25 protein-coding genes are annotated in these 24,348 nt (G+C 66.0%); 8 read left to right on the forward strand and 17 right to left on the reverse strand.

The genetic code is table 11. The features are described from left to right. Both ACW17U_RS13500 and ACW17U_RS13505 read right to left on the reverse strand, forming a co-directional pair. Nucleotides 1-465 (reverse strand): hypothetical protein, encoded by a 465-nt coding sequence (locus tag ACW17U_RS13500; protein WP_062144279.1) that lies wholly within the window; start codon nt 463-465, stop codon nt 1-3. Between the two features lie 150 nt (nt 466-615). Then, complete coding sequence (locus ACW17U_RS13505; protein WP_492053086.1) at nt 616-1,863, reverse strand: aspartate kinase; 1,248 nt, start codon at nt 1,861-1,863, stop codon at nt 616-618. A 170-nt stretch (nt 1,864-2,033) separates the two neighbouring features. Between ACW17U_RS13505 and ubiG the strand changes: the two genes are divergently transcribed. From ubiG to ACW17U_RS13520, 3 genes are all read left to right on the forward strand, one after another. Then, nucleotides 2,034-2,801 (forward strand): bifunctional 2-polyprenyl-6-hydroxyphenol methylase/3-demethylubiquinol 3-O-methyltransferase UbiG, encoded by a 768-nt coding sequence (gene ubiG / locus ACW17U_RS13510; protein WP_492053087.1) that lies wholly within the window; start codon nt 2,034-2,036, stop codon nt 2,799-2,801. Between the two features lie 116 nt (nt 2,802-2,917). Beyond that, nucleotides 2,918-3,952 carry a glycine zipper 2TM domain-containing protein gene (locus tag ACW17U_RS13515; protein WP_492053089.1) on the forward strand — a complete coding sequence of 345 codons (1,035 nt, stop codon included), beginning with the start codon at nt 2,918-2,920 and terminating at the stop codon, nt 3,950-3,952. Between the two features lie 136 nt (nt 3,953-4,088). Then, nucleotides 4,089-4,391, forward strand: coding sequence for a glycine zipper 2TM domain-containing protein (locus ACW17U_RS13520; RefSeq protein ID WP_062144268.1), 303 nt, complete (start codon nt 4,089-4,091; stop codon nt 4,389-4,391). 61 nt (nt 4,392-4,452) lie between these two features. Here ACW17U_RS13520 and ACW17U_RS13525 read toward each other — a convergent pair whose 3' ends face one another. Then, on the reverse strand, nt 4,453-5,229 hold the full coding sequence (locus ACW17U_RS13525; RefSeq protein WP_062144265.1) for a sulfite exporter TauE/SafE family protein: 777 nt from the start codon (nt 5,227-5,229) through the stop codon (nt 4,453-4,455). 174 nt (nt 5,230-5,403) lie between these two features. Here ACW17U_RS13525 and ACW17U_RS13530 point away from each other — a divergent pair, with 174 nt between their 5' ends. Further along, entirely contained in the window at nt 5,404-6,288 is an 885-nt protein-coding gene (locus tag ACW17U_RS13530) for an MBL fold metallo-hydrolase (protein ID WP_492053091.1), read from the forward strand. Nucleotides 6,289-6,359: 71 nt separating this feature from the next. Here ACW17U_RS13530 and ACW17U_RS13535 read toward each other — a convergent pair whose 3' ends face one another. From ACW17U_RS13535 to ACW17U_RS13550, 4 genes are read right to left on the reverse strand one after another with little or no spacing between them, the layout of a single operon-like run. Further along, complete coding sequence (locus tag ACW17U_RS13535) at nt 6,360-6,794, reverse strand: DUF1178 family protein (RefSeq protein ID WP_492053093.1); 435 nt, start codon at nt 6,792-6,794, stop codon at nt 6,360-6,362. A gap of 19 nt (nt 6,795-6,813) precedes the next feature. Beyond that, complete coding sequence (locus tag ACW17U_RS13540; protein WP_492053095.1) at nt 6,814-7,647, reverse strand: carbon-nitrogen hydrolase family protein; 834 nt, start codon at nt 7,645-7,647, stop codon at nt 6,814-6,816. Continuing rightward, nucleotides 7,644-7,898 (reverse strand): glutaredoxin 3, encoded by a 255-nt coding sequence (gene grxC / locus ACW17U_RS13545; RefSeq protein WP_492053097.1) that lies wholly within the window; start codon nt 7,896-7,898, stop codon nt 7,644-7,646. The genes ACW17U_RS13540 and grxC overlap by 4 nt, the downstream gene beginning before the upstream one ends. A gap of 28 nt (nt 7,899-7,926) precedes the next feature. Then, nucleotides 7,927-8,709, reverse strand: a complete 783-nt coding sequence (locus tag ACW17U_RS13550; RefSeq protein ID WP_492055740.1) for a ComFC family protein — start codon at nt 8,707-8,709, stop codon at nt 7,927-7,929. On the opposite strand from ACW17U_RS13550, the gene ACW17U_RS13555 reads away from it, so the two are divergent. Further along, nucleotides 8,708-9,622, forward strand: a complete 915-nt coding sequence (locus ACW17U_RS13555; RefSeq protein ID WP_492053098.1) for a methyltransferase domain-containing protein — start codon at nt 8,708-8,710, stop codon at nt 9,620-9,622. The genes ACW17U_RS13550 and ACW17U_RS13555 overlap by 2 nt on opposite strands. Before the next feature lie 9 nt (nt 9,623-9,631). Here ACW17U_RS13555 and ACW17U_RS13560 read toward each other — a convergent pair whose 3' ends face one another. The 4 genes from ACW17U_RS13560 to mutT all read right to left on the reverse strand — a co-directional run bounded on the left by ACW17U_RS13560 (nt 9,632) and on the right by mutT (nt 12,415). Further along, nucleotides 9,632-10,588, reverse strand: coding sequence for a glycosyltransferase family 8 protein (locus ACW17U_RS13560; protein ID WP_492053100.1), 957 nt, complete (start codon nt 10,586-10,588; stop codon nt 9,632-9,634). A 170-nt stretch (nt 10,589-10,758) separates the two neighbouring features. Next, nucleotides 10,759-11,715 (reverse strand): glycosyltransferase family 8 protein, encoded by a 957-nt coding sequence (locus tag ACW17U_RS13565; protein ID WP_492053102.1) that lies wholly within the window; start codon nt 11,713-11,715, stop codon nt 10,759-10,761. Nucleotides 11,716-11,846: 131 nt separating this feature from the next. Beyond that, the gene (locus ACW17U_RS13570; RefSeq protein WP_166504134.1) at nt 11,847-12,095 is read right to left on the reverse strand and encodes a Flp family type IVb pilin; all 249 of its coding nucleotides are present in this window, start codon (nt 12,093-12,095) and stop codon (nt 11,847-11,849) included. Further along, nucleotides 12,011-12,415 carry an 8-oxo-dGTP diphosphatase MutT gene (gene mutT, locus ACW17U_RS13575; protein WP_492055741.1) on the reverse strand — a complete coding sequence of 135 codons (405 nt, stop codon included), beginning with the start codon at nt 12,413-12,415 and terminating at the stop codon, nt 12,011-12,013. Before mutT ends, ACW17U_RS13570 begins: the two co-directional genes overlap by 85 nt. A gap of 100 nt (nt 12,416-12,515) precedes the next feature. Here mutT and ACW17U_RS13580 point away from each other — a divergent pair, with 100 nt between their 5' ends. The 3 genes from ACW17U_RS13580 (at nt 12,516) to ACW17U_RS13590 (ending at nt 17,132) form a co-directional block, all read left to right on the forward strand. Continuing rightward, a complete protein-coding gene (locus ACW17U_RS13580; RefSeq protein ID WP_492053104.1) occupies nt 12,516-12,962 on the forward strand; it encodes a nuclear transport factor 2 family protein in 447 nt (148 codons plus the stop codon). Nucleotides 12,963-13,233: 271 nt separating this feature from the next. Further along, nucleotides 13,234-14,649, forward strand: coding sequence for a DEAD/DEAH box helicase (locus ACW17U_RS13585; RefSeq protein WP_062144233.1), 1,416 nt, complete (start codon nt 13,234-13,236; stop codon nt 14,647-14,649). Nucleotides 14,650-14,885: 236 nt separating this feature from the next. Continuing rightward, nucleotides 14,886-17,132, forward strand: a complete 2,247-nt coding sequence (locus ACW17U_RS13590) for a PAS domain-containing protein (protein ID WP_492053105.1) — start codon at nt 14,886-14,888, stop codon at nt 17,130-17,132. On the opposite strand, the gene ACW17U_RS13595 is transcribed toward ACW17U_RS13590, so the two are convergent. From ACW17U_RS13595 to argJ, 6 genes are all read right to left on the reverse strand, one after another. Continuing rightward, the gene (locus ACW17U_RS13595; protein ID WP_492053106.1) at nt 17,129-18,070 is read right to left on the reverse strand and encodes an IS481 family transposase; all 942 of its coding nucleotides are present in this window, start codon (nt 18,068-18,070) and stop codon (nt 17,129-17,131) included. The genes ACW17U_RS13590 and ACW17U_RS13595 overlap by 4 nt on opposite strands. Nucleotides 18,071-18,157: 87 nt before the next feature. Then, entirely contained in the window at nt 18,158-19,711 is a 1,554-nt protein-coding gene (locus tag ACW17U_RS13600; RefSeq protein WP_492053108.1) for a hypothetical protein, read from the reverse strand. Then, the gene (locus tag ACW17U_RS13605; protein WP_492053110.1) at nt 19,708-20,487 is read right to left on the reverse strand and encodes an ABC transporter ATP-binding protein; all 780 of its coding nucleotides are present in this window, start codon (nt 20,485-20,487) and stop codon (nt 19,708-19,710) included. The genes ACW17U_RS13600 and ACW17U_RS13605 overlap by 4 nt, the downstream gene beginning before the upstream one ends. Before the next feature lie 1,259 nt (nt 20,488-21,746). Beyond that, a complete protein-coding gene (locus ACW17U_RS13610) occupies nt 21,747-22,289 on the reverse strand; it encodes a hypothetical protein (RefSeq protein ID WP_492053112.1) in 543 nt (180 codons plus the stop codon). A 98-nt stretch (nt 22,290-22,387) separates the two neighbouring features. Then, on the reverse strand, nt 22,388-22,864 hold the full coding sequence (locus tag ACW17U_RS13615; RefSeq protein WP_492053113.1) for a hypothetical protein: 477 nt from the start codon (nt 22,862-22,864) through the stop codon (nt 22,388-22,390). A gap of 46 nt (nt 22,865-22,910) precedes the next feature. Further along, nucleotides 22,911-24,347, reverse strand: a complete 1,437-nt coding sequence (argJ, locus tag ACW17U_RS13620) for a bifunctional glutamate N-acetyltransferase/amino-acid acetyltransferase ArgJ (protein WP_492053114.1) — start codon at nt 24,345-24,347, stop codon at nt 22,911-22,913. Between the last annotated feature and the right edge of the window lies 1 nt (nt 24,348).

The following is a 24,348-nucleotide window of genomic DNA, read 5'->3' on the forward strand; positions in this document are numbered from 1 at the left end:
CTAGCCGTGCCCCGGCAGGGCGAGGGTCTCGTCGGCGTCCTGGACCAGACGGCGGGCCTGTTCGAGGGCGGCGTCGATATCGTCCTCGATGAAGGCGACTTCCAGGTCGGTCAGGGGATGCGGGGCGGCCACGGTCTCACGCAGATAGGCGCGCTTTTCCAGCGGCGTCATGGTCCACCAGCCGACGGTGTGACCTTCCTCGATCACCGCGTCGCCCATGGCCAGCAGGTCGTCGGTATCGAAGATCGGCTGGCCGGGCCGTTCCGGGAACCACTGGCCGTCGTCCGGCAGGGCCTGGTCGAGGCGCTTGAGCAGGGCCGCCAGCCAGGGGCTGACCAGCAGGGGCTTTTCGTAGCCGTCGCCGAACTTGGCCCGCAGCAGCAGGTCGTAGAGCAGCTCCAGCCCCTCATCCCCCTCGAAGGTGACGGTCTTGGCGGCGGGATCGAACTTGAAGACGTCGGGCATGGGAAGCTCGTGGCGGCGATGCAGACCCTACTTAACGTCAGAACACGACGTTTTGGCTACGGCACGGACAGGGGCCTCAGGATGAGCCCTGCAACCTGCCGTCCTCACCTGAGGGCAGACCGCAGGTGAGGCTCGCGGGACGTCTCGTGCCTAAAGCTGGTCCAGCCCATAGACCGAGTGCAGGGCGCGCACGGCCAGTTCGGTATAGGCCGCATCGATCAGGACGCTGATCTTGATCTCCGAGGTCGAGATGACCTGGATGTTGATGTTCTTTTCGGCCAGGGCCTGGAACATCGACTGGGCGACGCCGGCGTGGCTGCGCATGCCGACGCCGATCACCGAGACCTTCGAGACGTCCTCGTTGATCGCCACGTCCTCGAAGCCGATCTCCTTCTGGGCAGCCTTGACGATCTCGACCGCGCGCTCGGCGTCGCGCTTGCCGACCGTGAACTCCATGTTGGCAGTGTCGGCGCTGCGGGCGCGCGACTGCACGATCATGTCGACGTTCACATTGGCGTCGGCCAGACGGCCGAAGATCTGCGAGGAGACGCCCGGATGATCGGGCAGGCCCAGCAGGGTGATCTTGGCTTCGTCGCGGCTATAGGCGACGCCCGAGACGATGCGCTTTTCCATGATTTCTTCCTCGTCGCAGACGATCGTACCCTGGCCGGGGGCTTCGCCCGGCTCGACGAAACTCGACAGAACCCGCACCGGGACGCGATGGGCCATAGCCATCTCGACCGAGCGGGTCTGCAGCACCTTGGCCCCCAGAGAGGCCATTTCCAGCATTTCTTCGTAAGAGATCTTGGCCAGGCGGCGGGCCTTGCGCTCGATCCGGGGATCGGTCGTATAGACCCCGTCCACGTCGGTATAGATGTCGCAGGCCCCCTTGATGGCGGCGGCGATGGCGACAGCGCTGGTGTCCGAACCACCGCGACCAAGCGTGGTGATGCGGCCGTCGTCGGTCACGCCCTGGAAGCCGGCGATCACCGCAATCTGGCCGGCCGCGAAACAGGCTTCCAGATTGGCGGGGGGAATGTCTTCAATCCGGGCCCGGCCGTGGGCCGTGTCGGTCAGGATCGGCACCTGCCAGCCCAGGAAGGAGCGGGCGTTCAGGCCCATGTGGCGCAGGGTCATGGCCAGGAGACCGGCGGTGACCTGCTCGCCCGACGCGACGATGGCGTCATACTCGTCATCGGACTCGGGCAGGCCCGGTGCAGCGCGTCCGGCCCCGTCGGTCCAGGCGACCAGCTCATTGGTCTTGCCGGACATGGCCGAAACGACCACCGCCACCTGCTTGCCGGTCGCCACCTCGGCGGCGACCAGACGGCCCACCCGCGCGATGCGCTCCAGGTCGGCCACGGAGGTGCCGCCGAACTTCATCACCAGACGAGACACGTCTTCTAACCCTCGAACGATAGCGGTTTTTTCTTGCGCCCCTGCAGCGAGATCGCATCCGGCGCGCAAGCCACGGCCTTCTAGCGGCGCAAAGGCGCAACGGCAATGTCGCGACCGTGTCTTTTTTCGGCGACGATGCTGCAGGGCGAGGGTCGTGGTAGAGAGGCGACATGACCCAAGCCGCTTCGCCCGACGCCCCTGCCCCCTCCTGGTCCATCGACCCCGCCGATGTGGCGCGGTTCTCGGCCATCGCGGCCGAATGGTGGGACCCCCGCGGCAAGTTCGCGCCGCTGCATGTGTTCAATCCCTGCCGGCTGGCCTTTATCCGCGAGCAGGCCGTGGCGCGGTTCGAGCGTGATCCCAATGGCCGCGCCCCGTTCGAGGGCCTGACCCTGCTGGACATCGGCTGCGGCGGCGGTCTGCTCAGCGAGCCCATGGCCAGGCTCGGCTTTGCGGTCACGGCCATCGACGCCTCGGAACGCAATATCAAGACCGCCGCCACCCATGCGGCCGAACAGGGCCTGGAAATCGCCTACCGTCCCGCCACGGCCGAACAGCTGCTGGCCGAAGGGGCCGGTCCGTTCGACGTGGTCCTGACCATGGAGGTGATCGAGCATGTGGCCGATCCGGGCGAGTTCCTGCGCACCTGTTCGCGGCTGCTCAAGCCGGGGGGCCTGATGATCGTGGCCACCCTCAACCGTACCCTGAAGGCCCTCGCCCTGGCCAAGATCGGCGCGGAATATGTCCTGCGCTGGGTGCCGCCGGGCACCCACGACTGGAAACAGTTCCTGAAACCCGACGAGCTGCGCGCCTTCCTGGCCGGCGAACCGGTGCAGATGCAGGGCCCGTTCGGCGTGACCTATAACCCCCTGACCGGCCGTTGGAGCCGGTCCAGCGACAGCGACATCAACTACATGATGACCGTCACCAAGGCCTGAGACTCGGAACCTGTGGCGTCGCCGGGACTTATGTTCGGCACAGGGACCCTGTGAAGGATTGGCGACCCCCTCGGGGGAGGCCGTTGATCCGTTCGAATGAGCGGAGACCACCACCCATGACCTCAAGATCCATCGCCGTGTTGCTGGCGACCACTGTCGCCTTCGGCACCGTCGCTCCAGCCCTGGCCCAGAGCGCCAGTGCCCAGACGACCTATCAGCAACGCATGGACACCTATCAGGACCAGCGGGCCGACTACCGCAGCCAGATCGCCGATTATGACGCCAAGCAGCGCGCCTATGAAAATGACCGCGCCGCCTATGAACGCTCGCGCCTGAACTATGATCGCCGCTATGGCGCAGGGGCCTATGACCGTCGCTACCCGCAATATGCGACCCGCTATGGTTCGGCCAATTATCAGACCAGCAGCGCCTACTATGCCGAGCAGGCCGCCTTCCAGCGCGAGCGCAACACCTATGAGCGTAACCGCCGCAACTACGACCGCCGCTATGGCACCGGGCGCTATGATCGCCGCTACCCGCAGATCGCCGCACGCTTCAACTACGGCGGCCCGGCCTATGCCGGCAACGGTTCGTATGACGCCCAGCGCGCCCAATGGGATCGCGACCATACCGCTTACGACCAGGCCCGCGCTGACTATGACCGTCGCTATGGCGGCGGGTCTTACGATCGTCGCTATCCCGACTCCGGAACGCGGTTCAACGCGCCCTATGCCGGCGGCCAGTATGGGACCAATACCGCCTATACCGAGCCCTGCCGTCAGGACGCCAAGCGCAACGCCACGGTCGGCGGTGTCATCGGAGCCCTGGCCGGCGGCGTGATCGGCTCCAATGCCGCCGCCCGCAATGCCAGGCCGGAAGGCACGGTCCTCGGTGCCCTGGTCGGGGCCGGCATAGGCGCGGCCATCGGCAATGCCTCGGCCAAGTCCAAATGCGACACCCGGGGTTCCTACTGGACCTATGACGAGACGGTGCCCTATCGCGAGGCGGTCTATAACGGCGGCACCTACAGCAGCCGCAGCGACGAACGCTGCCGGCTGGCCCCAGCGCCTGCGGAATACGATGGCCGCACCGAGACGCGTTACATCCGCGTCTGTCCCGACGCCGACGGCCGCTTCCGCGTCGAAGGCTAGGGCTCCGGCGGGCGGCGGAGGGCTGAAGCCCCCCGTCGCCGCTTCAGCGTCGCACGCCCGACCGACGCCTTAGACCCGGCACGCGTCCCAGACGCTGTGCAGGACAGGGACATCAGACAAACCATCGGAGCCCGCCATGCGCGCCCATACCAAAGCCCTCATCCTTGCCCTCTCGCTCGGCTTTGCCACATCCACCCTCGCCGTCACAGCGGCTGAGGCCCATTCCGGCACCCGCTATCGCGTCAAGATCTGTAGCAAGACCAAGGGCGGCAAGGGCACCGTCATCGGCGGCCTGACCGGGGGCACGCTCGGTGCCGCCGTCGCCGGCGGCGGCAACAAGACCGAAGGGGCCGTCCTCGGCGGTGTGGTCGGCGCCATTGCCGGCAACCAGATCGCCAAGAAGAAGAAGTGCCACTACGAATACCGCTATCGCCGCTAGGCTCTAACCCAGCGGCCGACCAGAGCGCCCCGGTGAAAGCCGGGGCGTTTTTTCAATTTGATCAGACCCGCCCCAGCGCCTTGAGCGCCACATAGACCGCGGTCAGCAACACCATAATGGCGAATCCGCGTCGGGCCAGGTTGGCGTGCCCGGCCAGAATCCTGGCGATCGGCACGCCCGCGGCCGACCCGACCGCACCACCTGCAATGAGCGTCAGGAACAGCGGCACGTTGACCAGACCGGCCAGGGCGTAACTGAAGCTGGTCGCTGCGCCGAACAGGGCGACCGAAGCCAGCGAGGAGGCCGCGGCATTGGCCAGGGTCATGCCGGTCGCCGCCATCAGGCCCGGCGCGATCAGAAAGCCGCCGCCGATCCCGAAGAAGCCTGCGGCCAGGCCTGTCCCCAGGCCCAGAGGAGCCAGTTTGAGGGTCATGGCGGGCGTAAGCCGTACATCCGGATTTCCGGCCGTCTTGCGCGGCAGCAGCATCGAGACCGCGATGGCCGCCATGACGCCAGAAAAGCCCAGCAGCAGGATGCCGCCGTCGAGCCGCTTGGCCAGATCCGCCCCGATGAGGGCACCGGCCAGGCCGGCCCCGGCAAAGGTCAGGGCACAGGGCCACTTGACCGCACCCGTCCTGGCCTGAAGGCTCAAGCCGACCAGGGCGTTGACGCTGACCGCTGCGGCTGAGGTGCCGATGGCGACATGCGGATCACGGACGCCGACCACATAGAGCAGCAAGGGCGTGGCCAGCACAGATCCGCCGCCGCCGAAGACGGCCAGCAGCAGACCAATCAGGGCACCGCCCATGGCGGCGGCCAGCAGAGCGCTCGGTTCCATCCTCTGGTGCCTATCGCTTTTCCGTCTGGTTCAAGGGCAAGATCGCCAGGGGCCGCGCCCTCCCATGGATGCCTGCCGCACTGACCATAAGCGGGGTGAGGCCGGCAGGACCCGGATCGAACAGCGGAACCATATATCAGTTGATACTAATATAACAAAGTCTAATATATAGCCATGATCCAAGCCCAGCACACGCCGTCGCCGCTCTCGGTGCAAGCCTTCTTCGATGAAGCCACCAACACCGTGACCTATCTGCTGGCCGACCCTGACACAGGCGCGGCAGCGATCATCGATCCCGTCCTGGACTTCGATCCCAGGTCGGCGCGGCTGTCGACGACGTCCGCCGATCGCGTGCTCGCGGCCATCGCCGCTGAGGCGCTCACCCTGACCTGGATCCTGGAAACACACGCCCATGCCGACCACCTGTCGGCGGCGCATCATCTCCGAAATCTCACCGGGGCCCAGATTGCGATTGGTCAGCAAATCACGGAGGTCCAGAAGGGCTTTGGCAACCTGTTCGAGGCCGAGGACATCGCGCCTGACGGCGGGGATTTCGATCTCTTGGTGGCGGAAGGCGACCAGATCGCCCTGGGCCATCGCGTGATCAGGATCATGCAAACGCCGGGTCACACCCCCGCCTGCGTGAGTTACCTGATCGAGGATTGCGCCTTTGTCGGCGACACACTGTTCATGCCGGACTACGGCACGGCGAGGGCCGACTTTCCGGGAGGCGACGCGGCGACCCTCTATCGCTCGATCCACAAGATCCTGGCCCTGCCGCCGCAGACCCGCATTTTCGTCGGCCACGACTACCTCCCGGCCGGGCGGCAAGCCTTCGCCTGGGAAACGACTGTTGGCGAACAGCGTGCCGCCAATGTCCACGTGCATGACGGGGTGAAAGAGACCGACTTCGTCACCATGCGGCAGGCCCGTGACGCCACTCTGCCAGCCCCGACTCTGATTCTGCCGGCCCTGCAGGTCAATATTCGCGCTGGCGCCCTGCCCCCGGCCTCGGCAAGTGGGCGCGTGTTTCTGAAGCTGCCGATCAACGCCATCTAGGCGAGGGCCAGGCCGCCAACAGGCCGCCCCCTCACACCGACCCTGCCGAGCGCTGAGCCCGAGGCAGGTTCTCAGTTCACGTCCGTCTTCTTGGGCACCGCCGGCGGCAGGGGCGCGACCTTGATGCCGTCTTCGATCAGGGCCTTGGCCTCGGCCGGCGTGGCCTGGCCATAGATGCCGCGTTCCTCGGACTTGCCCTCGTGGATGTCACGGGCCTCCTTGGCGAAGGCGTCGCCGACATTGTCGAAGTTGTCCTCGACATGGCGGCGGACCTCACCCATGGCCGTCATCATCATCTCGCGCATCTTCGGATCCACAGCCGGCGCGGCCTTCTGGGCCTTGGTGCCGGCAATGGCGGGCGACATGATCTGTTTGGTCACACCGCTGGACCCGCAGATCGGGCACGCGACCAGACCGCGCGCGCTCTGATCGTCATAGTCGGACGACGAGCCGAACCAGCCCTCGAACGCATGGGCGGCATCGCACTGGAGGGCGTACTTGATCATGATCTGAAGATGGGGACGGTCAGGGCCCGGTAAAGGCGCGGGCGTTCTTGAGGGCGGGGATGGCCGCGCGCGCCTTCGGGGCGGCGTCCAGGTCGAGGTCGGCCACAAGCACGCCGGGCTCGTCATGGTCAAGCAGGCCGATGACCTCGCCCCAGGGCCCGATGGCGAGGGTGCGCCCCCAGGTGCCGCGTCCGTCCTCGTGGAACCCGCCCTGGGCGGCGGCCAGCACGAAGGAGCCGGTCTCGATGGCCCGGGCCCGCAGCAGGATCTCCCAATGGGCCTCTCCCGTCGGACGGGTGAAGGCGGCCGGGACGGTCAGGATCGTCGCGCCCTTCAGGGCGAGGGCCCGGTGCAGGGCCGGAAAGCGCATGTCGTAGCAGATCGTCAGGCCGAAAACGCCCAGCGGGGTCTCGACGGTCACGGCCCGGTCGCCGGGCTCATAGGTTGCCGATTCCCGCGCCGTCTCACCGGTCGGGAGATCGACATCGAACATGTGCAGCTTGTCATAGGTCGCCACGATCGCCCCGGTCGGATCGATCACCGCCTGGCGATTGGCGGCCTTGCCGTCCTCGCGCAGCACCAGGGCCGAGCCGATATCGATCCAGACACCCAGTTCGGCGGCCAGGTCGCGAAGGCCGAGCACGACGACGTCGTCCTCCAGGCTTTGCAGGGCCGGCAGCAGGCGGGCGCGGTCCTTCTGCAGGACATTGGTCCCTTCGGGCGTCAGGATGAACCGGGCACCCTGGGCGGCAGCCTCACGCACCAGCGGGGCGACATGGGCCAAGGCCGCCGCGTGGGTGGCAGGGGTTCGGGTCTGGACCAGGCCGACCCTGAGGGACGACGAAGAGGTCATGCGGTCAGCAGGGCGTCCAGCTTGCCGTCGCGCTCGAGGGCCATCATGTCGTCACAGCCGCCAATGTGCTGGTCGCCCACGAAGATCTGCGGAAAGGTGCTGCGCCCTGACCGCTCCATCATTTCCTGTCGAAGCTTCGGGTCCATGCCGGCTTCGATCTCGGTGAAATCAGCGCTCTTCTCGCCGAGCAGCTTCAGGGCTCGGGCGCAGTAGCCACAGAACGGGCGGGTATAGATGGTGACCTTGGCCATGGGGGTGACGACTCTCTCCTGATGAACCTCATATAGGGCGCGCTTGCATTTCTGTAACGCGCGCCACGACCGCCAGGGTCACTTCCGCCGCCCCGGCTGCTTTCAGGGCCCGGGCGCAGCCCTCGGCTGTGGCCCCCGTGGTCAGAACATCATCGACCAGCACGATCCTGCGCCCGATCACACGGTGTCGCCGCGACTCGGGGACAACAAAGGCGGCCGCGACATTGCGCCGACGGCCGGAGGCCGACTTGCCACCCTGGCTGTCGGTGTCGCGACGGCGGACCAGGGCATCGGCCAGATAGGTCAGGCCGCTGAGCCGGGCCAGGGGGCGGGCGATCTCGGCCGCCTGGTTGTAGCGTCGACGCAGCAGGCGGCCCGGATGCATGGGTACGGGAGCCAGGGCATCGGCCTGGTCCAGCAGCGGCATGGCCGCCCGCGACAGCCACAGGGCCATCAGCCCGGCCAGGTCGCTGCGATCGGCATGTTTGAGTTGCAGGATCAGGTCGCGGGAATGCTCATCATAGACGCAGGCGGCCCGGGCCCGGGAATAGGCGCGCGGGCGGGCCTGGCAGGCCGGACAGTGCTGGGGCCCGCCACTGTCAAAGGGCATGGCGAGGCCACAACCATCACAGACCGGGTCATCCAGGAAGGTGATGTGCCCCCAGCGCTCGGCCGACAGGCCGCGGGACAGGGCCGGAACGCCGTCAAAGGTTCGCGGCGGCAGGGCAATGTCGAGCAGCCCTCTGGCCAGACCGGCCAGATGAGGCCCGGCTTTCCATTTCCATCCGAAATCGCCATGGTCCGCCGGCATGACCACCCCACCCCTCCTCTTTGACCGCGCCCTGCTCAGGGCCCGCCTCGATCGCGCCGCCGCAGACTACGGTAACGCTGACTTCCTCAAGCGCCGCGCGGCCGAGGATGTGGTCATGCGGCTGGAGACGATCCTGCGACGCTTTCCGGTCGCCGTCGATCTCGGAGCGCGAAACGGCGCTTTCTCGCAGGCCCTGGCCGCCAGCGACGCGGCGGCCAATATCGACGTGCTGTTCCAGACCGACCTGTCGACGCGCATGCTGGCGGCCGGTGATGGGCTCAAGGCTGTGGCCGACGAGGAGCGCCTGCCGTTCGGCGACGCGACGCTGGACCTGGCCGTCTCGACCCTGTCCCTGCACTGGACCAATGACCTGGTCGGAGCCCTGATCCAGATCCGCCGCGCCCTGCGGCCCGACGGGCTGTTCATCGGGGCCCTGTTCGGCGGGGCCACCCTGACCGAACTTCGCCAGGCGCTTTTGCAGGCCGAAGACGAGGTCAGCGGCGGCGCCTCCTTCCGCGTTTCGCCCTTCGCCGACGCCATTGACGCGGCGGGCCTGCTGCAGCGGGCCGGGTTTGCCCTGCCGGTGGCGGACGTGGACCGGGTCAAGGTCCGCTATGGCCACCCTATCGAACTGCTGCGTGACCTGAGGCGGATGGGCGAGACCAGCGTATTGCTCGACCGGTCGCGCAAGCCCCTGACACGACGGGTGCTCACCCGCGCCATGGAAATCTATGTCGAACGCTTCGCCGAGGCCGACGGCCGTATCCCGGCAACCTTCGAGATCGTTGCCGTCACCGGCTGGGCACCGCACGAAAGCCAGCAAAAGCCCTTGCGCCCCGGCTCGGCCAAGATGCGTCTGGCCGACGCCCTCGGTGTTCAGGAACAGTCTGCGGGGGATGCCGCCGGCGGCTGACCGGGGCAGTCAGGCACCGCTCGCCGGCCCGTCGACCTTCTTGAGCAAATGCCCAACCAGAATCTCGTAAAACGAGATGGCTTCCTTGTGCTTGCCTTGCTTGTTCAGCTTGCGGGCCGTCCACAGGTGCTCATTGACCGTCTTGGGCATCCTGGAAACCGGGCTTGGCCATTGCGAAGCCCGCAAACTGCTCAAATAGAGATCGCCGACCTTGTTTTCGTACCAGGCGAACCAGGGCTTTTGCGACGTAATGAAGTGAATCACGGCCGCATTCTGAATGACTTCGTCAGACTGACTTTGGGAAAAAGGCGTGTTCGAAACAAACCGATTCCACTTGGCGTCAACAATGAAGATGTTATCCGACAGGACTCGGTTGATGGCGCACTGATCAGCCATCAGGAGATTGCTGTTTTCGTCCCAGACATGGTCGAGACATTTCTGCGCCAGGTCTTGCGCACGCCAGAGGGCCAGATCCAGGATCATGACCCCCGAGTTGAAATACGCCTTGTAGCCATGGTCTCGGCACATGGCCTCGTTGTCGACATCAAGCACCGCGCCAAGGGCCAGGCCACCGAGATCGAGGTCAAAAAGCTCTGACACGTCAGACATGACGATGGTGTCGGAGTCGAGATAGAGGATTCTCTGAACCTTATCCCCGACCAGGATCGGCAACATGATCCTGAAATAGGCCGCCAGGTTCAGGTAGCCTTTCGAGTTCAGGAACTTGGCGGGAATTTTCGCCAGCAGGGACCGATGTTCAATCGTCAGATAGTGAATCTCATAGGCAATGCCGGTTCGCGCTGAAAAATCTCTTAGAAACTGTTCGAGCTTGTCATTGGCGACATCAGTAACGACATGGACCTTCAGGTCTGATGATTTTCCACCGTAAGTCGTGACAAGTGACGAAAGGGAGGCCGCAAAATGCTGCTGATAGTTCGCATCGAAACAATAGGCGACATGGTGCATGGCAGGCCTCAGAGATCCGTTCGCACAGGCAAGAGCATTTTCCAGCCGGCGTGAAAAGGCCGCTACAGCGAAAAGCTGCGCCGGGTGGGTTCACGCCTTGCGGACCTTGTGCAGCCCCCTGACGTCCACTCATCCTCTTCGAAGCCAAGCCCGACTGTGGCCGCACCTAATCAAGAGGATGGCGGGAGATCCCCGGCCTTTTTCATCAGATGCCCCACCAGGGTCTCATAGATTGAGACAGCATCCGGATACTGGCCCTGGTTCGTCAGTTTTCGCGCCATCCTGTGGTGCTCGCCGAATGACCGCGGCGTTTTAAGGACGGGATTGGGCCACTGCGAGGCCCTGAGGCTGCTCCAGTAGTGTTCGCCGAGTTCATTCTCGTACCAGGCGTGCCACGGCTTCTGGCCGGTGATGAAATGGATGATCGCCGCATCCGCGAAGACGTCCCTGGCGCGGGAAATCGAGTCGTCGAAGTTTGTAACGTAGCGATTCCATCGCCGTGGCAGGGGTTTAATGTCGCCTTGCATGACAATATTGATGGCGCACTGATCCCCCATGATAGCATCGCAGTCTTCAGAGGACATATACTCAATGCATTTCTGGGTGAATTTCTTGGCCCTCAAAGCCGAAAGGTCCATCAACAACACGCCAGCATTGAAATAATGACTCAACCCGTGGCGCGTCGCATTAATTTTATCATCGATGTCGAGGACAGCGCCGATCGATTTGCCATTCATCTGATATGAGAATAATTCCAACAAATCACTTAAAATAACGGTGTCTGAATCTAAATATACAACCCTATCAATATCCTCAGAAATAACCTGAGGTATTAAAATTCTGAAATATGTTGATATATTTATATAGTCTTTTACGTCTCTGTACTTTCTCGGAACGAGCTCCAGAAACGAGATTTGATCGTCTGATATGCGATTAATTCTTACATTGACGCCTTTTCGTGTGGAGAAATCCTCAGCAAAAGCATCGAGGGTCGGATCGGGAGAGTCCGTTATGACATGCACGGTGAGTGACGCCGGATCAGCGCCATAGTGATCGACCAGAGAGGATATAGAGGCCGCAAAATGCTGCTGGTAGTTCGCGTCAAAACAGTAAACGACGTGAGACATTTAACACTCGAACGCAGAACTGGCTTCAAGACCCCGCCATACCATGTTCGCCGCAGCATCGGTCTGGGTGGCTGGGCTTGACTGGAGCATTATCCGATGGGTGTGAAGTCTCTTTCGGATCGCAAGGGGCCTTAGCTGCCCTGCGTCGATGCAACGGCAGTCGAGGTCTTGTCGAAGCTGGTCTTGATGCTGCCGCTCAGCATGGAAACGGCACTGATGATGGCGATGCAGATGCAGGCAACGAGCAGGCCCACTTCAATGGCGGTGGCGCCGCTCTGGTTGCGGGCAAAGCGTTTCAGAGCAGATCGCGCAACCAGGCCACCAGCGGGACGTCCGCCGGGGGCATCGGATAGTCCGCGAGTTTGTCCGGCTTCACCCATGCCAGCGCCTCATGCTCCTTGCGCGTAACCAGGCCTTCCCAGCGGCGCAGCAGGTAGAGTGGCATCAGGAGGTGAAAAGACTCGTAACTGTGCGACGCGAATACAAAGGGCGCGAGGCAGGACTGGGCGACCCTGATGCCGAGTTCTTCCTGAAGCTCACGGATCAGGCAGTCTTCAGGCGTCTCGCCCGGCTCCACCTTGCCGCCGGGAAACTCCCACAGACCTGCCAACGATTTTCCTTGGGGCCTCTGACAGATCAGCACCCGACCATCGACATCGATCATGGCAGCGGCGGCAACAAGGACGGTGGGTTTGCTCATGACGCTGGGTTTGACGCGGGGCGCTGCGGCTGGCAAGGCCTCGGTCGCATCGTCGCCATATTGCACCCCTAGCTTCACCAAAGAAGCCGGAGAAGACTATATGTATCGACTGATCGCGACCGTCGTTGCCGGGCTTGGCCTGCTGACCGCTGCCCCCGCCCTCGCCCAGTCCCAGGCACACCCTGAGGAAGCCGCCGTCCGCGCGACGCTGGAGCACTATCTGGCCGGCCATGCTACCGGCCAGCCCCAGGAATTTCGTCAGGCCTTCCACGACGAGGCGCGTCTTCAGTGGATCCGTGACGGCGTTTATGGACAGCGCAGCGACGATGACTACATCGCAGGGGCCAGCGGCAAGCCTGCCGCGGACGAGCCTCTGCGCAAGCGCTGGATCGAGTCGATCGACGTCACCGGGTCGGCCGCCAGCGCCAAGATCGTCCTGGACTATCCCAACGCCGTCCTGACCGACTACATGCAGCTGCTGAAGACGCCCGAGGGCTGGAGAATCGTCAACAAGATCGTCGACTCCAGGCCCAAGCCCAAGCCCTGAAATCCAGACACCAAAGGGCTCTGCGCGGGGGGTGCGTCCCCGCGCCCCTTGACTTCGCACCTGCAACAAAGGATATGGAGCCTGCGCCCCTAGGCGCTATCGGTGCTCCAGCCGCGTGAAGGTCCGATTTCGGATCAGCCTGTCGAGCGCCCTGAAAACGTCCATAGACCGCCCGGGCCACGCGGGGCGCTCCCCAACCGACCCGCCTCATGGGCGAGCCGCGCGAGGACCGCGCGCGCCGTCATGCGGCTTTGTCTGAAAGACAGCCCACTTGACTCAATTTACTGACCTTGGCCTGGCCAAGCCGCTCCTCAAGGCTCTGGCCGACAAGGGCTACACCACCCCGACCCCGATCCAGGCCCAGGCCATCCCCACCGTCATGACCGGCCGCGACCTGCTGGGCATCGCCCAGACCGGCACCGGCAAGACGGCCGCCTTCGCCCTGCCGATCCTGCACCGCCTGGCCGAAGACAGGAAGCCGGCCCCGCGCCGCGGCTTCCGCTGCCTCGTCCTGTCCCCGACCCGCGAACTGGCCACCCAGATCGCCGACAGCTTCCGGGATTATGGCAAGCATATGGGCCTGACCGTCGCCACCGTGTTCGGCGGCGTGAAGTACGGCCCGCAGATGAAGGCCCTCGCCGCCGGCGTCGACGTGGTCGTGGCCACCCCGGGCCGCCTGATGGACCATCTGGGTGAAAAATCCGCCCACCTGAACGGTGTCGAGATCTTCGTGCTCGACGAAGCCGACCAGATGCTGGACCTGGGTTTCGTGGTGCCGATCCGCAAGATCGCCAGCCAGCTGCCCAAGGAACGCCAGAACCTGTTCTTCTCGGCCACCATGCCCAGCGAAATCGGCAAGCTGGCCGGTGAACTGCTGAAGAACCCGGCCCAGGTCTCGATCACGCCCCAGGCCACCACGGTCGAGCGCATCGAACAGTCGCTGATCTTCATCGAAGCCCAGCGCAAGCGCCCGCTTCTGGCCGAACTACTGGCCGACAGCGCCGTCGAACGCTCCATCGTCTTCACCCGCACCAAGCGCGGCGCAGACCGGGTGGCCAAGTATCTGGTCGCCAGCGGCATCGAAGCGGCCGCCATCCACGGCGACAAGACCCAGGGGCAGCGCGAACGCGCCCTGGCCGCCTTCAAGGCCGGCGAGGTCAAGGCCCTGATCGCCACCGACATCGCGGCGCGCGGCATCGACGTCAACGACGTCAGCCACGTCTTCAATTTCGAACTGCCCAATGTGCCGGAGTCCTATGTCCACCGCATCGGCCGGACCGCCCGCAAGGGCAAGGACGGCATCGCCATCAGCTTCTGCGCTGATGACGAACGCACCCTGCTGCGCGACATCCAGAAGGCCACCCGCCAGACGATCCCGACCTTCGATCGTCGCAATGACAAGAGCCTGGCCGCTGCGGCCGCTGTGGCCGACAAGCTGGCCCCGCCTGAGAAGTACGTCGATCCGCGTCGCGCCGACCCGCGCAACAACGTCCCGGCCGAACTGCGCCGCCAGCGCAACCGTCCGTCGCGCAATGGCGAACAGGCCAAGGGTGGCGGCCAGGGCCAGGCCCGTGGTCGCAACGGCGGCGGCAACGCCTCGGCCAAGCCGGCCGGCGGCGATTATCGCGGGCCCAAGCGCAACAGCGCGGCGGCCCCCGCTGAAAAGCGCTGGAACCCGATCGACTGATCCCCATAACGGGTATCGAGACCTTCGGGCATCTGACTGAATCGACGGTCGTTTTCACCCTCCACGGGGCGAAAGCGGCCGTTTTTTCGTTGGTCGGGGCTTTCCCGGCCTAACGCAACCGGTTCCGGCCAGAGAGGCCTTGAATCAAGCTCGGCTATGGGTTCACCTTGGTTAAGGGACCGGTCAATGGCCGGTGGGAGGGGACAGCCGCGATGGCGGAGCAAGAGCCGCGCGCCATGCCTATGCCAACCCGGATCGCGGGCGGCGAAATGAGCCGGCGGGTCCGGGCCTTCGACTGGGCCCAGACACCGATCGGCGCGATGGAGGCCTGGTCACCGAGCCTGCGTCTGGCCGTCGACATGATCCTGGCGACCAATTTTCCGATGGCCCTGCGCTGGGGTCCCGAGCTCTGCCTGATCTACAATGACGCCTATGCGCCGGCCCTGCACGACCTGCACCCGTCGGCCCTCGGCATGGTTTTCAACCAGCACTCCCAGGAGTACCAGGCCAGCCTGCGGTCGATGCACGAGAGCATTCTGTCCGGACAGAGCGGTGGCTATGCCCTTGAAAAACTGCCCCTGAGTCTCAAGCGCGACGGCGAGGCCGGTACGCGGACCGGCCATTTCAATATCAGCTTCAGCCCCGTGCCCGACACCAGCGCTCCAACCGGCGTCGGCGGGGTGATGATCACCGCGGTCGAGCTGACCGAGGCGGTGGAAACCGAAAGGACCCTGCGCGAAACCGAGCGCCGCTATCGCCTCGCCATCGAGGCGGCCGGCGGTATGGGGGCCTGGGACTGGGATATCCAGGCCGACAAGGTCTATGCCGACGCCGGCTATGCCGCCCTGCATTCCCTCTCGCCGGACTACGCCGAAGCCGGTCTGCCGGTCCACAGCTTCACGCCCGCCGTCCACCCGGAGGACCGGGAACGGGTCCGCCAGATCAGCCTGGCGGCCATGAAGACGGGCGGTGACTTCGAGGACGAGTATCGGCTCGTGCAGAGCGACGGTTCCATCCGCTGGGTCTATACGCGCGGCAGCTGCTACCTCGATGCCGACGGCCGGCCTCTGCGCAATTCCGGTGTCGTCGTCGACATCACCGAACGCAAGGCGGTCGCCGCCGCCCTGCAGGCAGCCCAGTCTGATCTGGACCTGGCTGTCGATGCCGCCCGGATGGGGCGCTGGGATCACGACATGCGCATCGGCCTGCGCTACTGGGATGCCCGGGCCCGACAAATTTTCGGACTCCCTGAGGAGGGCCTGAACTCTTTCGAATCCTTCGAGCAACGGGTTCATCCGGATGATGTCGCCGGCGTTCGCGCCGCGATCAAGGCGGCCCTGGACCCCGCCGGTGAAGGCCGCATCAATCACGAATACCGCATCCGGCGGGCCAGCGACGGCGCGCTGCGCTGGCTCGAGACTTTCGGCCGGGCCTATTTCGAGGACGACAAGTGCGTCCGCTTCGTCGGTGTGGTCTCGGACGTCACGGCCCGCAAGGAGACCGAGGCCCATCTGCAGTTACAGGAAGAAACCCTGCGCCTGGCCGTCGATGCCGCCGATGTCGGGATCTGGGAGCTGCAGGTCAAGTCGGGCCTGCTGACCTGGTCGGATCGTTGCTATGCGATGTTCGGCGTGGCCCCTGGCAAGCCGGTCAACATCGATACCTTTTACGAGCGCCTCCACCCCGACGATCTTGAGCCGACCCGCGCCGCAATAAGCCGTGCTCTGGACCCGACAAAGGGCGGCCACTATGCCATCGAGTTCCGCGCCCTGGGCGGTGACGACGGTCAGGAGCGCTGGATCGCCGCCAAGGGCCAGGCCTTTTTCTCGCCCGAGGGCAAGCCAACACGGCTGCTCGGTGCCACCGTCAACATCACCGAGCGCAAAAGGGCTGAAACCCACCTGCGGCTGCTGGTCAATGAGCTGAACCACAGGGTCAAGAACTCCCTGGCCACCATCCAGGCCTTAGCCTCCCAGAGCTTCAATGCCTCCCGTCCCCTCGCCGAGGCCCAGGAGGCTTTCACCAACCGGATCGTCGCCCTGTCCGAGGCCCACGACCTTCTGACCCGGGAGAACTGGGAAGGCGCCGACCTGCACGATGTCGCTGACCGCGTCGCGACCCTGTACGGCGGTCCGGCCCGGTTCGATCTGGCGGGCCCGGCCATCCGGCTGTCCCCCCGCACGGCCCTGTCCCTGTCGATGGCCCTGCACGAACTGGCCACCAATGCGGTGAAGTACGGCGCTCTATCCACGTCCTCAGGCCGGATCACGATCCACTGGGCCCAGGCACCGAGCCCCGGTGCCGGGCGCCTCGACCTGACCTGGACCGAGCGCGATGGACCCACGGTCAGTCCGCCGACCCAGAGGGGCTTCGGCTCACGCCTGATCGAACGGGGCCTGGCCGCGGAACTTTCGGGCGAAGCCTCGATCCAGTTCGACCCGGGCGGGGTGGTCTGCCACATCCGGGCCCTGCTGGAGGCCTAGGTGTCGTTTCCAAGAAGGTTGTTCACACGCTGCCAGGGCGTGAGGCCTTTGATGCCGGAGTGAGGTCGGGTGAGGTTGTAGCTGTCGGTCCAAGGCTTGATGGCCTTGGCGCGATCATCCGAGCAGGCATAGGGCTGGCCATAGGCCCACTCCCGCAGGCTGGTCTGGATGAAGCGTTCGGCCTTGCCGTTGGTGCGTGGCGTATAGGGCCGGGTTCGCACATGGCGGGCACCGACCGCCTGCAGAGCCTTGGCAAAGAGCCTGGAGCGATAGGCCGAGCCATTGTCGGTCATCACCCGCTGGACGGCGACGCCTTGACCGGCCAGCCAGGCCACGGCGCGCTCCAGGAAGGCGGTCGTATCGCTCTGGCCTTCGGAGGGCAGGATCTCGGTATAGGCCAGGCGCGAGGCGTCATCGACGCAGACGTGCAGGAAATCCCAGCCGGCCTTGCGCGACCGGCCCATGCGGCGATCGCCGGTGATCCGATGGCCTTCGACGTTGAACTTGCCCAGCTTCTTGATGTCCAGGTGGATCATCTCGCCGGGCGCGGCGCGTTCGTAGCGGACGATCGGGATCTTGGGATCCAGGGCCGACAGCTTGCCCAAGCCCAGACGACGCAGGATCAGCCCCACTGTCGAGCGGGCCAGGCCCAGCGCCTGGGCGATGGCCGGCCCGGTCATTCGCTGGCGACGCAGCAACTGGATCTGGTCGATCACCCCGCCTGGCGTCTGGCGCGGACATCGGCGCGGCGCCGAGCTGCGGTCGTGATGCCTTCGCTCGCCGCCCCGCCGATACCGTTGCAGCCACTTGCTGGCCGTGCGCCGTGAAACTCCCGACGCCTCAGCGGCCCGCGACACCGACCAGCCCTCCTGCTCGATGCGGCTGATCATCAGGGCTCGACCGACAGGTGTCAGCCGCGCATTCTTGTGGACGTTCATCCGGGGAGACCTCCGGCCAAGGTTGGTGCTTCGCAACCCCAGCTTCTCAGCCGCTCCCCGGGTGAACAACCTTCATAGCTTCGACACCTAGGCCGCCGCCGTTCTCAGCGTCCGGGTGATCTGCTCGTCGGTTCGCCGCATCAGCATCAAGGCTGTCAGGGCGATGATCAGCAGGGGGGCGGCCCAGCCGGCCAGACCCATCACCGTCAGGGTGGTGGCACCCGCGATCAGACTGCCGATCAAAAGCTCGATCAGGGTCGCCAGCCAGGACGAGCTGCCCCGCCGGCGGAAGTCGGCGCGCTTGCCCGGCTTCTGATGCCACATATTGATCAGGCCGCTGGACAGGGCCGCCAGTCCGGCACCCACGGCGGTGATCAGGCCGGTCAGGGGCTGGAACCAGGTCAGGGCCGCAATCGGGCCGACCAGCAGGATGGCAACGGGAATCAGGGCGGCCGCCAGCTTGGCCCGGCGCAGGGTGGCCATGGGCGTCGGCGAAACGGCCAGCAGGTCGGGGGTGTCCTCGGCCGACAGGGTGATCCAGGCCAGGCTGCCGGCCACCTGCCCGGCCATGAAGGCGACGATCCCGGCCCCGCCCGCCAGGGCTATGGCATCGACCTTGGCGGCCGAGCGGGCCAGAACCAGGGCCAGCGGGATCAGATAGAGCACCCGCAGGAGCACCTGCGACAGCAGGGCGGCGTCGCGACCGATCAGGCGCAGCTCCTTGCGCACGGTGGCGCGGAAAGCCCCGGCGGCAAAGGCCCTGGCGGGCTTGACCGGGCCGCGCGACCGCTTCGAGGCAGCGCCCTGGGCCGCCGCCGCGGAGTCGGAGAACCGCCGGCCCAGCGCGGTCGTCGCCAGCCAGAACAGGACCACGCTCGCCGCCATCATGGCCGCCAGAGGCAGGGGCTCACCCAGCATGGCGCGCAGGGGCAGGCTGGCCCAGGGCGGCGGAGTCAGTCGGCCGTCCATCGCCTCACGAACGATCGTGGCATAGAGGCTCTCACTGGCGGCCTTGCCCATCAGATTGCGGTACTGGCTGGCCAGGAAAAAGGCTGCGCCCACCAGGGCGGCCAGCACCTGGGCCACGGTGCGGGTCCGGCGCGGTCCGATCAGGGCAAACAGCACCATGGCCAGGACCAGGCCCACGGCCGTGGCCGTCAGGGCCAGGGCAAACAGCACGCCGAACACGCCCAGCCAGCCGGGATGACCATAGAGGATCGGCGGCAGCAGGATGGGGGCGGCGAAGGCCATGAAGATGGTCGCGACCCCGGTGGCGATGCCCAGCGACCGGACCAGCAGCACCTTGCGCGGCGCGATCGGTGACGAGAACAGCAGATCCAGATCGCCCCGCTCGTACAGCGCCTCGGCCGAGGCGCTGAGGGTCTGGGACAGCATCAGGGTCAGGGTCACCGCACAGATGATGTCGGCGATCAGCACGGCCAGGGGATGGATCGGGACCTCATGGCCATGCACGGCCAGGGCCAGAAAAACCCCGGCTATGCTGGCGAAGGCGAACAGAATGGCCAGGCCGATCAGGGCCCCAGGCCCCTTGCCGGAGCGACCGGCGCGAAAGCCGCGCCAGGCCAGACGCATCTCGTGGGCCAGGAGCCAAGGGGTGGAACCAGGAGGGAGCAGGCTCACGCGGGCTGGCTCTCGGCGGTCAGCTGCAGGAAGACATCTTCGAGGGTCGAGCTGCCGCCTGCCCCACCGGCCTGGGCCCGCAGGTCCTCCAGCTGCCCCTCGGCCAGCAGGCGCCCCCCCGCGATGATGCCGATACGGTCGGCCATGCGCTCGGCGACCTCGAGAATATGGGTGGTCAGGATCACCGTGCCGCCGGCATCGACCCTGGCCTGCAGCATGTCCTTGACCAGCCGGGCGGCCGCCGCGTCCAGGCCGGTCAGGGGCTCGTCAAGGATCAGCAGGCGCGGATCATGGATCAGGGCCCCGGCCAGGGCGACCTTCTGCTTCATGCCCCGCGAAAAGCCCTCGCAACGGCGGCGGGCCTCATCCGCCAGGCCCAGTTGGGCCAGCAGCTGTTCGGCCCGGGTCTTGGCCAGCTTGGGATCGACACTCCACAGGCCGGCGACAAATTCCAGATATTCGAGCGGCGTCAGGCGGTCATAGATCATCGCCTCGTCAGGAGCCCAGGCCACCAGGGCCTTGGCTCCGGCCGGGTCGCGGCGGGCATCGACGCCGAAGATGCTGATCTCGCCGCTGTCGGGCTTGGTCAGGCCCGCCACCATCCGCAGGGTGGTGGTCTTGCCCGCGCCATTGGGCCCGAGCAGGGCATAGAGCTCGCCGGCCCGAACCGTCAGGTCGAGATTGGCCACGGCAGGCTTGGCGAAGGTCTTGTTCAGACCCCGCACGATCAAGGCTTCGGTCAAGTCTGTCCCCGGGTCACGACGCAAGGCCGGCATGTGAACTTGATTGGGAGACCTGTGGCAAGCGCCGCACTGGCCCCCTGCGGGCTGCTGCGCGCTTCATCTTCCCCCTCCGGGGGAGGAGCGCCGCAGGCGCGGAGGGGGCAAGTCTGGCGAACACGGCTTCACAGCCTCGCGCTTTCGCTGCGATGGGGATGGGAAGGGTCGCAGAGCGTCCGGGCCTCGCCCGGATGAGGGGATGTGCAAGTACCGTTTCGACGAAGACAGACGCTCCGCGTGACCGTTATCCCTCTGGCCGGGGCGCGCGGGTCTGGTTCAACCCTTCACCCCACCCGGGCCTTGTCCTCCTCGCGACGGACTTGAGCCTTGGGCTGCAAGCCACGCCGATTCCGGAGGGACCCGGAGCGAACCTTCGGACGGGCGGAGGCCCTGGCAGACCCCCGATGGGCAGGTTTACGTCCCCTGCCCTCGCATTAACCGCCGCCCGGGCAGTCGCCCGAACGGTAGCCCGCTCGATCACCCCTGACAGCCGCCTCAGTCGCCGGCCGGACGCCCTTCCCGTGCTGTCAGGTGGGACCATTATGCGGGTGGATTCAGCGCGTCGGATTGGCGCGATCAAGTTTCTTACAAGCGGTTGATTTCGCTTAGGTCTGTTCTGGGATCAACGGGGATTCAGGACGGCCAATCCCCATACCGCCCGTCATTCCCGCCCTTGTGGCGGGAACCCCTGGTTCAGCTGACACGTGAAGCGCAAGCGAAGTGCGTACGCACTTCGCCTCTCCCGCACCTGCGGCGGTGCGAGGGGTTCCCGCCACAAGGGCGGGAATGACGGTGATTTGCTGGAAAGGCGTCGCGCCCGCCTTCGCGCCGAAGGGAGCCATCCTTAAGTCTCACGGCGAGACGATCGCCTGTCTGTCCAGGTTGCTCAAGGACGGCGCTCCGCGCCGCCGCCAAGCGGCTGGCCGCAGGCCAGTCCTTGACCAACTTGGTCAGACAGGCACGCTGCAGCCTCCAGGAGATTTAAGGATGAGCGGGACGCGGGGCGTCCGCTTTCTGGAAGGAAGCCAAAGACCGCTTTCGACCCTGAGCAGACGTCAGATGCTCCCCCTCTGGGGGAGCTGTCGCGGAGCGACTGAGGGGGCGGCACCGGCGGGCGTTGACCAGATCTCTATCTGGGTCAGCGCCGCTTTGCCCCCTCCGGCCCTCCGGGCCACCTCCCCCAGAGGGGGAGGATCAGCGGAGCCAATGTCCGCTCACCACCCTAAGCCGCCATTCGCCACGTCCGAACCGCCCCCTCAGAACTTCGTCTTGCAGCCCTGCTTGTAGTGCACCCCGCGCAGGAAACCGCGCCGTGCCAGGCCCGCGTCCAGGGCCGCGTCCAGGTGGCGTTCGGCTGGGGCGGCACCTGAGATTTCGCGGACCAGACCGCGGAACGGGATGATCGAATTGATCACCGTCTTGCCGCCGGCCTCGGCCAGCTTGCCGACCCGGCTTTCCTTGACCTCATTGCCGACGATGAAATCGGCACCCAGGGCCTCATTGAGCCTGCGGACCTCGGCGGCCAGCTGGGTGCAGGTCTTCAGGCCCTTCAGCGAATAGGGATCAGCCAGGGCCTGTTCGAGGATGGCCGGAGCCTCGCGCCGCATCACCCCGACATCGCGGACAGGCTGGGCCCCGATATCCAGGGCCCGCTTGCGGGTTTCGCCCCAGCGGCTCGGAGCCGGGGCTTCGGCCTTGGGTTTGTCGTCGCTACGCCCGGTCTGCGCCTGGGCGACGCCGGTCAGCAGCAGTCCGCCGAGCAGGGCCAGACAGCCAAACCGAAAACCCGATCCGTCCATGTTTCATCCTCAAGATTCCGGTCGACAGACCGCCGGACCGGAACGGCAAGCCTCGCCGCAGGTTCCATTCCAGAGCCCCTTCGGCTCCAGAAAGCGCTCTAGTTCGGGGGCGCGATCGCCTCGAGTTCAAACGCCGCATCCAGCCCGTCGTCCGTAGGCACCTCCCCCCGCAGAGCGGCCTCCAGCACGGCCTGCAGGGCACCCCAGACAAAGGCCAGCTGTTCCAGCAGGGCCGGAACAGCCTCGGGGTCGAAGCCCGGATAGGCGTCCTCGATCAGCCACAGGCCGGTCAGGACATCGAAGCCGAACCGGCAGCCGATCAGGCGAAACTGCGCCCGGGCCACGGTCTCGAACAGGGCGGTCAGGTCGCGGGCCTGATCCAGGTCCTGCGGGTCGAGCACCTGGCAGCGCACCTGCAGCCAGCCGCCTTCCGGCAGCAGATAGAAGGCCCCGCCGTCGTCGCCGCCGGAGACCTCCAGGCCGTTGTCGATCTCGCTGACGACATAACCGGCCTCGCGGCAGGCCTCGGCGATTTCGGCGAGGTTAAGGGAGAGGGCGTGCGTTTCGTCGGCCATGAGGCTGAAAGTCCATGTTCAAATCCTCCCCCCGATGGGGGAGGATCTAGCTCCGGTAATCCCCGTTGATCGCCACATACTGCTTGGTCAGGTCGCAGGTCCAGACCGTGGCCGAGCCCTTGCCGACTCCGACATCGACACTGACCTCGAACGCCTGGTTCTTGACGTAGGCGCTCATCGCCGCCTCGTCATATTCGGCCGAGACCAGACCGTCGCGGGCGGCATAGAGCTCGCCGAAGCGGACATTGATCTTCTCGCGGGCCACCGGCTCGTCGGCCCGGCCCACGGCCATGACGATCCGGCCCCAGTTGGCGTCCTCACCGGCGAAGGCGGTCTTGACCAAGGGGCTCTCGGCGATGGTGCGGGCGATCTTGCGGGCGCTGGCCGGGCTCTCGGCCCCATTGACGGTGATCTTGACGAACTTGGTCGCGCCCTCGCCGTCCTTGACCAATTGCAGGGCCAGATCCAGCAGCACGCCTTCCAGCTTCTCGCGGAAGTCGGCAAGGCGCCGGTCGCCGGCCCGGTGGATCTTGGGCGCGCTCGACTGGCCGGTGGCGAACAGCAGCAGGGTGTCGTTGGTCGACCGGTCGCCGTCCACCGTCACGCAGTTGAAGGTGGTGCGGGTATAGAGGCTGACCAGGGTCTGAAGGGCCGCCGGGGCGATGGCCGCGTCGGTGGCCACGAAAGCCAGCATGGTGGCCATGTCGGGCGCGATCATCCCCGAGCCCTTGGCAATGCCGGCGATCTTCACCTCGTGGCCGTCGATCAGGGCCGTCGCATAGGCCCCTTTCGGGAAGGTGTCGGTGGTCATGATCGCCGCCCCGGCCTGGGCCCAGGCATCTTCGGTCAGGCGGGTCTCGACCTCGGCCAGGCGGGCCGTGATCTTGGTATCGTCGAGGATCACGCCGATCACCCCGGTCGAGGCCATCATCACGTCGCGCTGGCGGCAGTCGAAACGCTTGCCCACGGCGGTGGCCACCCGGCGGACCGCGTCTGCCCCCGGCTTGCCGGTGAAGCTGTTGGCGCAGCCGGCATTGACCACCAGGGCCCGCACGTCGGCGCCGCCCGAGGCGTTGAGCTGGCGCTTGCACCAGTCGACCGGGGCCGAGCCGACGCCGTGACGCGTGAAGACGCCCGCCGCCGAGGTGCCCTCGGCGAAGCGCATCAGCAGCAGGTCCTCGCGCTCATGCTTGTAGAAGCCTGCGCGACCGGTGGCGATCTCGACACCGGCGATCGGCGGGATGAGCGGAAACGGCACGGCCAAGGGCGAGATCGCCAAGCCCGGCTTGCCCGGCGCGGCGGCCGGGGTCGAGGCGGCCGGGGCCTCGCTGAGCCTGCGAGTGGCGCGCTTCAGGACAGAGGCCAGCGGGTCCAGGGCCCGTTCCAGGCTCTGGCCCACCCGTTCGACGGCACCGGGCACAGAGGCCGCAGCCTCCGCGTCAGAGGTCGTCTGGGCGTCGGTCTTGTCAGTCTTGCGGGGCATC

The organism is Caulobacter sp. AVps16 (assembly GCF_058681455.1).

Bases quoted from the DNA above. Each gene is read 5' to 3' on its own strand.
- ACW17U_RS13610 (WP_492053112.1), bottom strand. From the start codon at position 22,289: ATGGACGGATCGGGTTTTCGGTTTGGCTGTCTGGCCCTGCTCGGCGGA.
- ACW17U_RS13520 (WP_062144268.1), top strand. From the start codon at position 4,089: ATGCGCGCCCATACCAAAGCCCTCATCCTTGCCCTCTCGCTCGGCTTT.
- ACW17U_RS13540 (WP_492053095.1), bottom strand. From the start codon at position 7,647: ATGACCTCTTCGTCGTCCCTCAGGGTCGGCCTGGTCCAGACCCGAACC.
- ACW17U_RS13580 (WP_492053104.1), top strand. From the start codon at position 12,516: ATGTATCGACTGATCGCGACCGTCGTTGCCGGGCTTGGCCTGCTGACC.
- ACW17U_RS13615 (WP_492053113.1), bottom strand. From the start codon at position 22,864: ATGGCCGACGAAACGCACGCCCTCTCCCTTAACCTCGCCGAAATCGCC.
- ACW17U_RS13535 (WP_492053093.1), bottom strand. From the start codon at position 6,794: ATGATCAAGTACGCCCTCCAGTGCGATGCCGCCCATGCGTTCGAGGGC.
- grxC (WP_492053097.1), bottom strand. From the start codon at position 7,898: ATGGCCAAGGTCACCATCTATACCCGCCCGTTCTGTGGCTACTGCGCC.
- ACW17U_RS13550 (WP_492055740.1), bottom strand. From the start codon at position 8,709: ATGCCGGCGGACCATGGCGATTTCGGATGGAAATGGAAAGCCGGGCCT.
- ACW17U_RS13590 (WP_492053105.1), top strand. From the start codon at position 14,886: ATGCCTATGCCAACCCGGATCGCGGGCGGCGAAATGAGCCGGCGGGTC.
- ubiG (WP_492053087.1), top strand. From the start codon at position 2,034: ATGACCCAAGCCGCTTCGCCCGACGCCCCTGCCCCCTCCTGGTCCATC.
- ACW17U_RS13605 (WP_492053110.1), bottom strand. From the start codon at position 20,487: ATGCCGGCCTTGCGTCGTGACCCGGGGACAGACTTGACCGAAGCCTTG.
- argJ (WP_492053114.1), bottom strand. From the start codon at position 24,347: ATGCCCCGCAAGACTGACAAGACCGACGCCCAGACGACCTCTGACGCG.
- mutT (WP_492055741.1), bottom strand. From the start codon at position 12,415: ATGAGCAAACCCACCGTCCTTGTTGCCGCCGCTGCCATGATCGATGTC.
- ACW17U_RS13595 (WP_492053106.1), bottom strand. From the start codon at position 18,070: ATGAACGTCCACAAGAATGCGCGGCTGACACCTGTCGGTCGAGCCCTG.
- ACW17U_RS13530 (WP_492053091.1), top strand. From the start codon at position 5,404: ATGATCCAAGCCCAGCACACGCCGTCGCCGCTCTCGGTGCAAGCCTTC.
- ACW17U_RS13500 (WP_062144279.1), bottom strand. From the start codon at position 465: ATGCCCGACGTCTTCAAGTTCGATCCCGCCGCCAAGACCGTCACCTTC.
- ACW17U_RS13525 (WP_062144265.1), bottom strand. From the start codon at position 5,229: ATGGAACCGAGCGCTCTGCTGGCCGCCGCCATGGGCGGTGCCCTGATT.
- ACW17U_RS13515 (WP_492053089.1), top strand. From the start codon at position 2,918: ATGACCTCAAGATCCATCGCCGTGTTGCTGGCGACCACTGTCGCCTTC.
- ACW17U_RS13555 (WP_492053098.1), top strand. From the start codon at position 8,708: ATGACCACCCCACCCCTCCTCTTTGACCGCGCCCTGCTCAGGGCCCGC.
- ACW17U_RS13560 (WP_492053100.1), bottom strand. From the start codon at position 10,588: ATGCACCATGTCGCCTATTGTTTCGATGCGAACTATCAGCAGCATTTT.
- ACW17U_RS13565 (WP_492053102.1), bottom strand. From the start codon at position 11,715: ATGTCTCACGTCGTTTACTGTTTTGACGCGAACTACCAGCAGCATTTT.
- ACW17U_RS13570 (WP_166504134.1), bottom strand. From the start codon at position 12,095: ATGGGTGAAGCCGGACAAACTCGCGGACTATCCGATGCCCCCGGCGGA.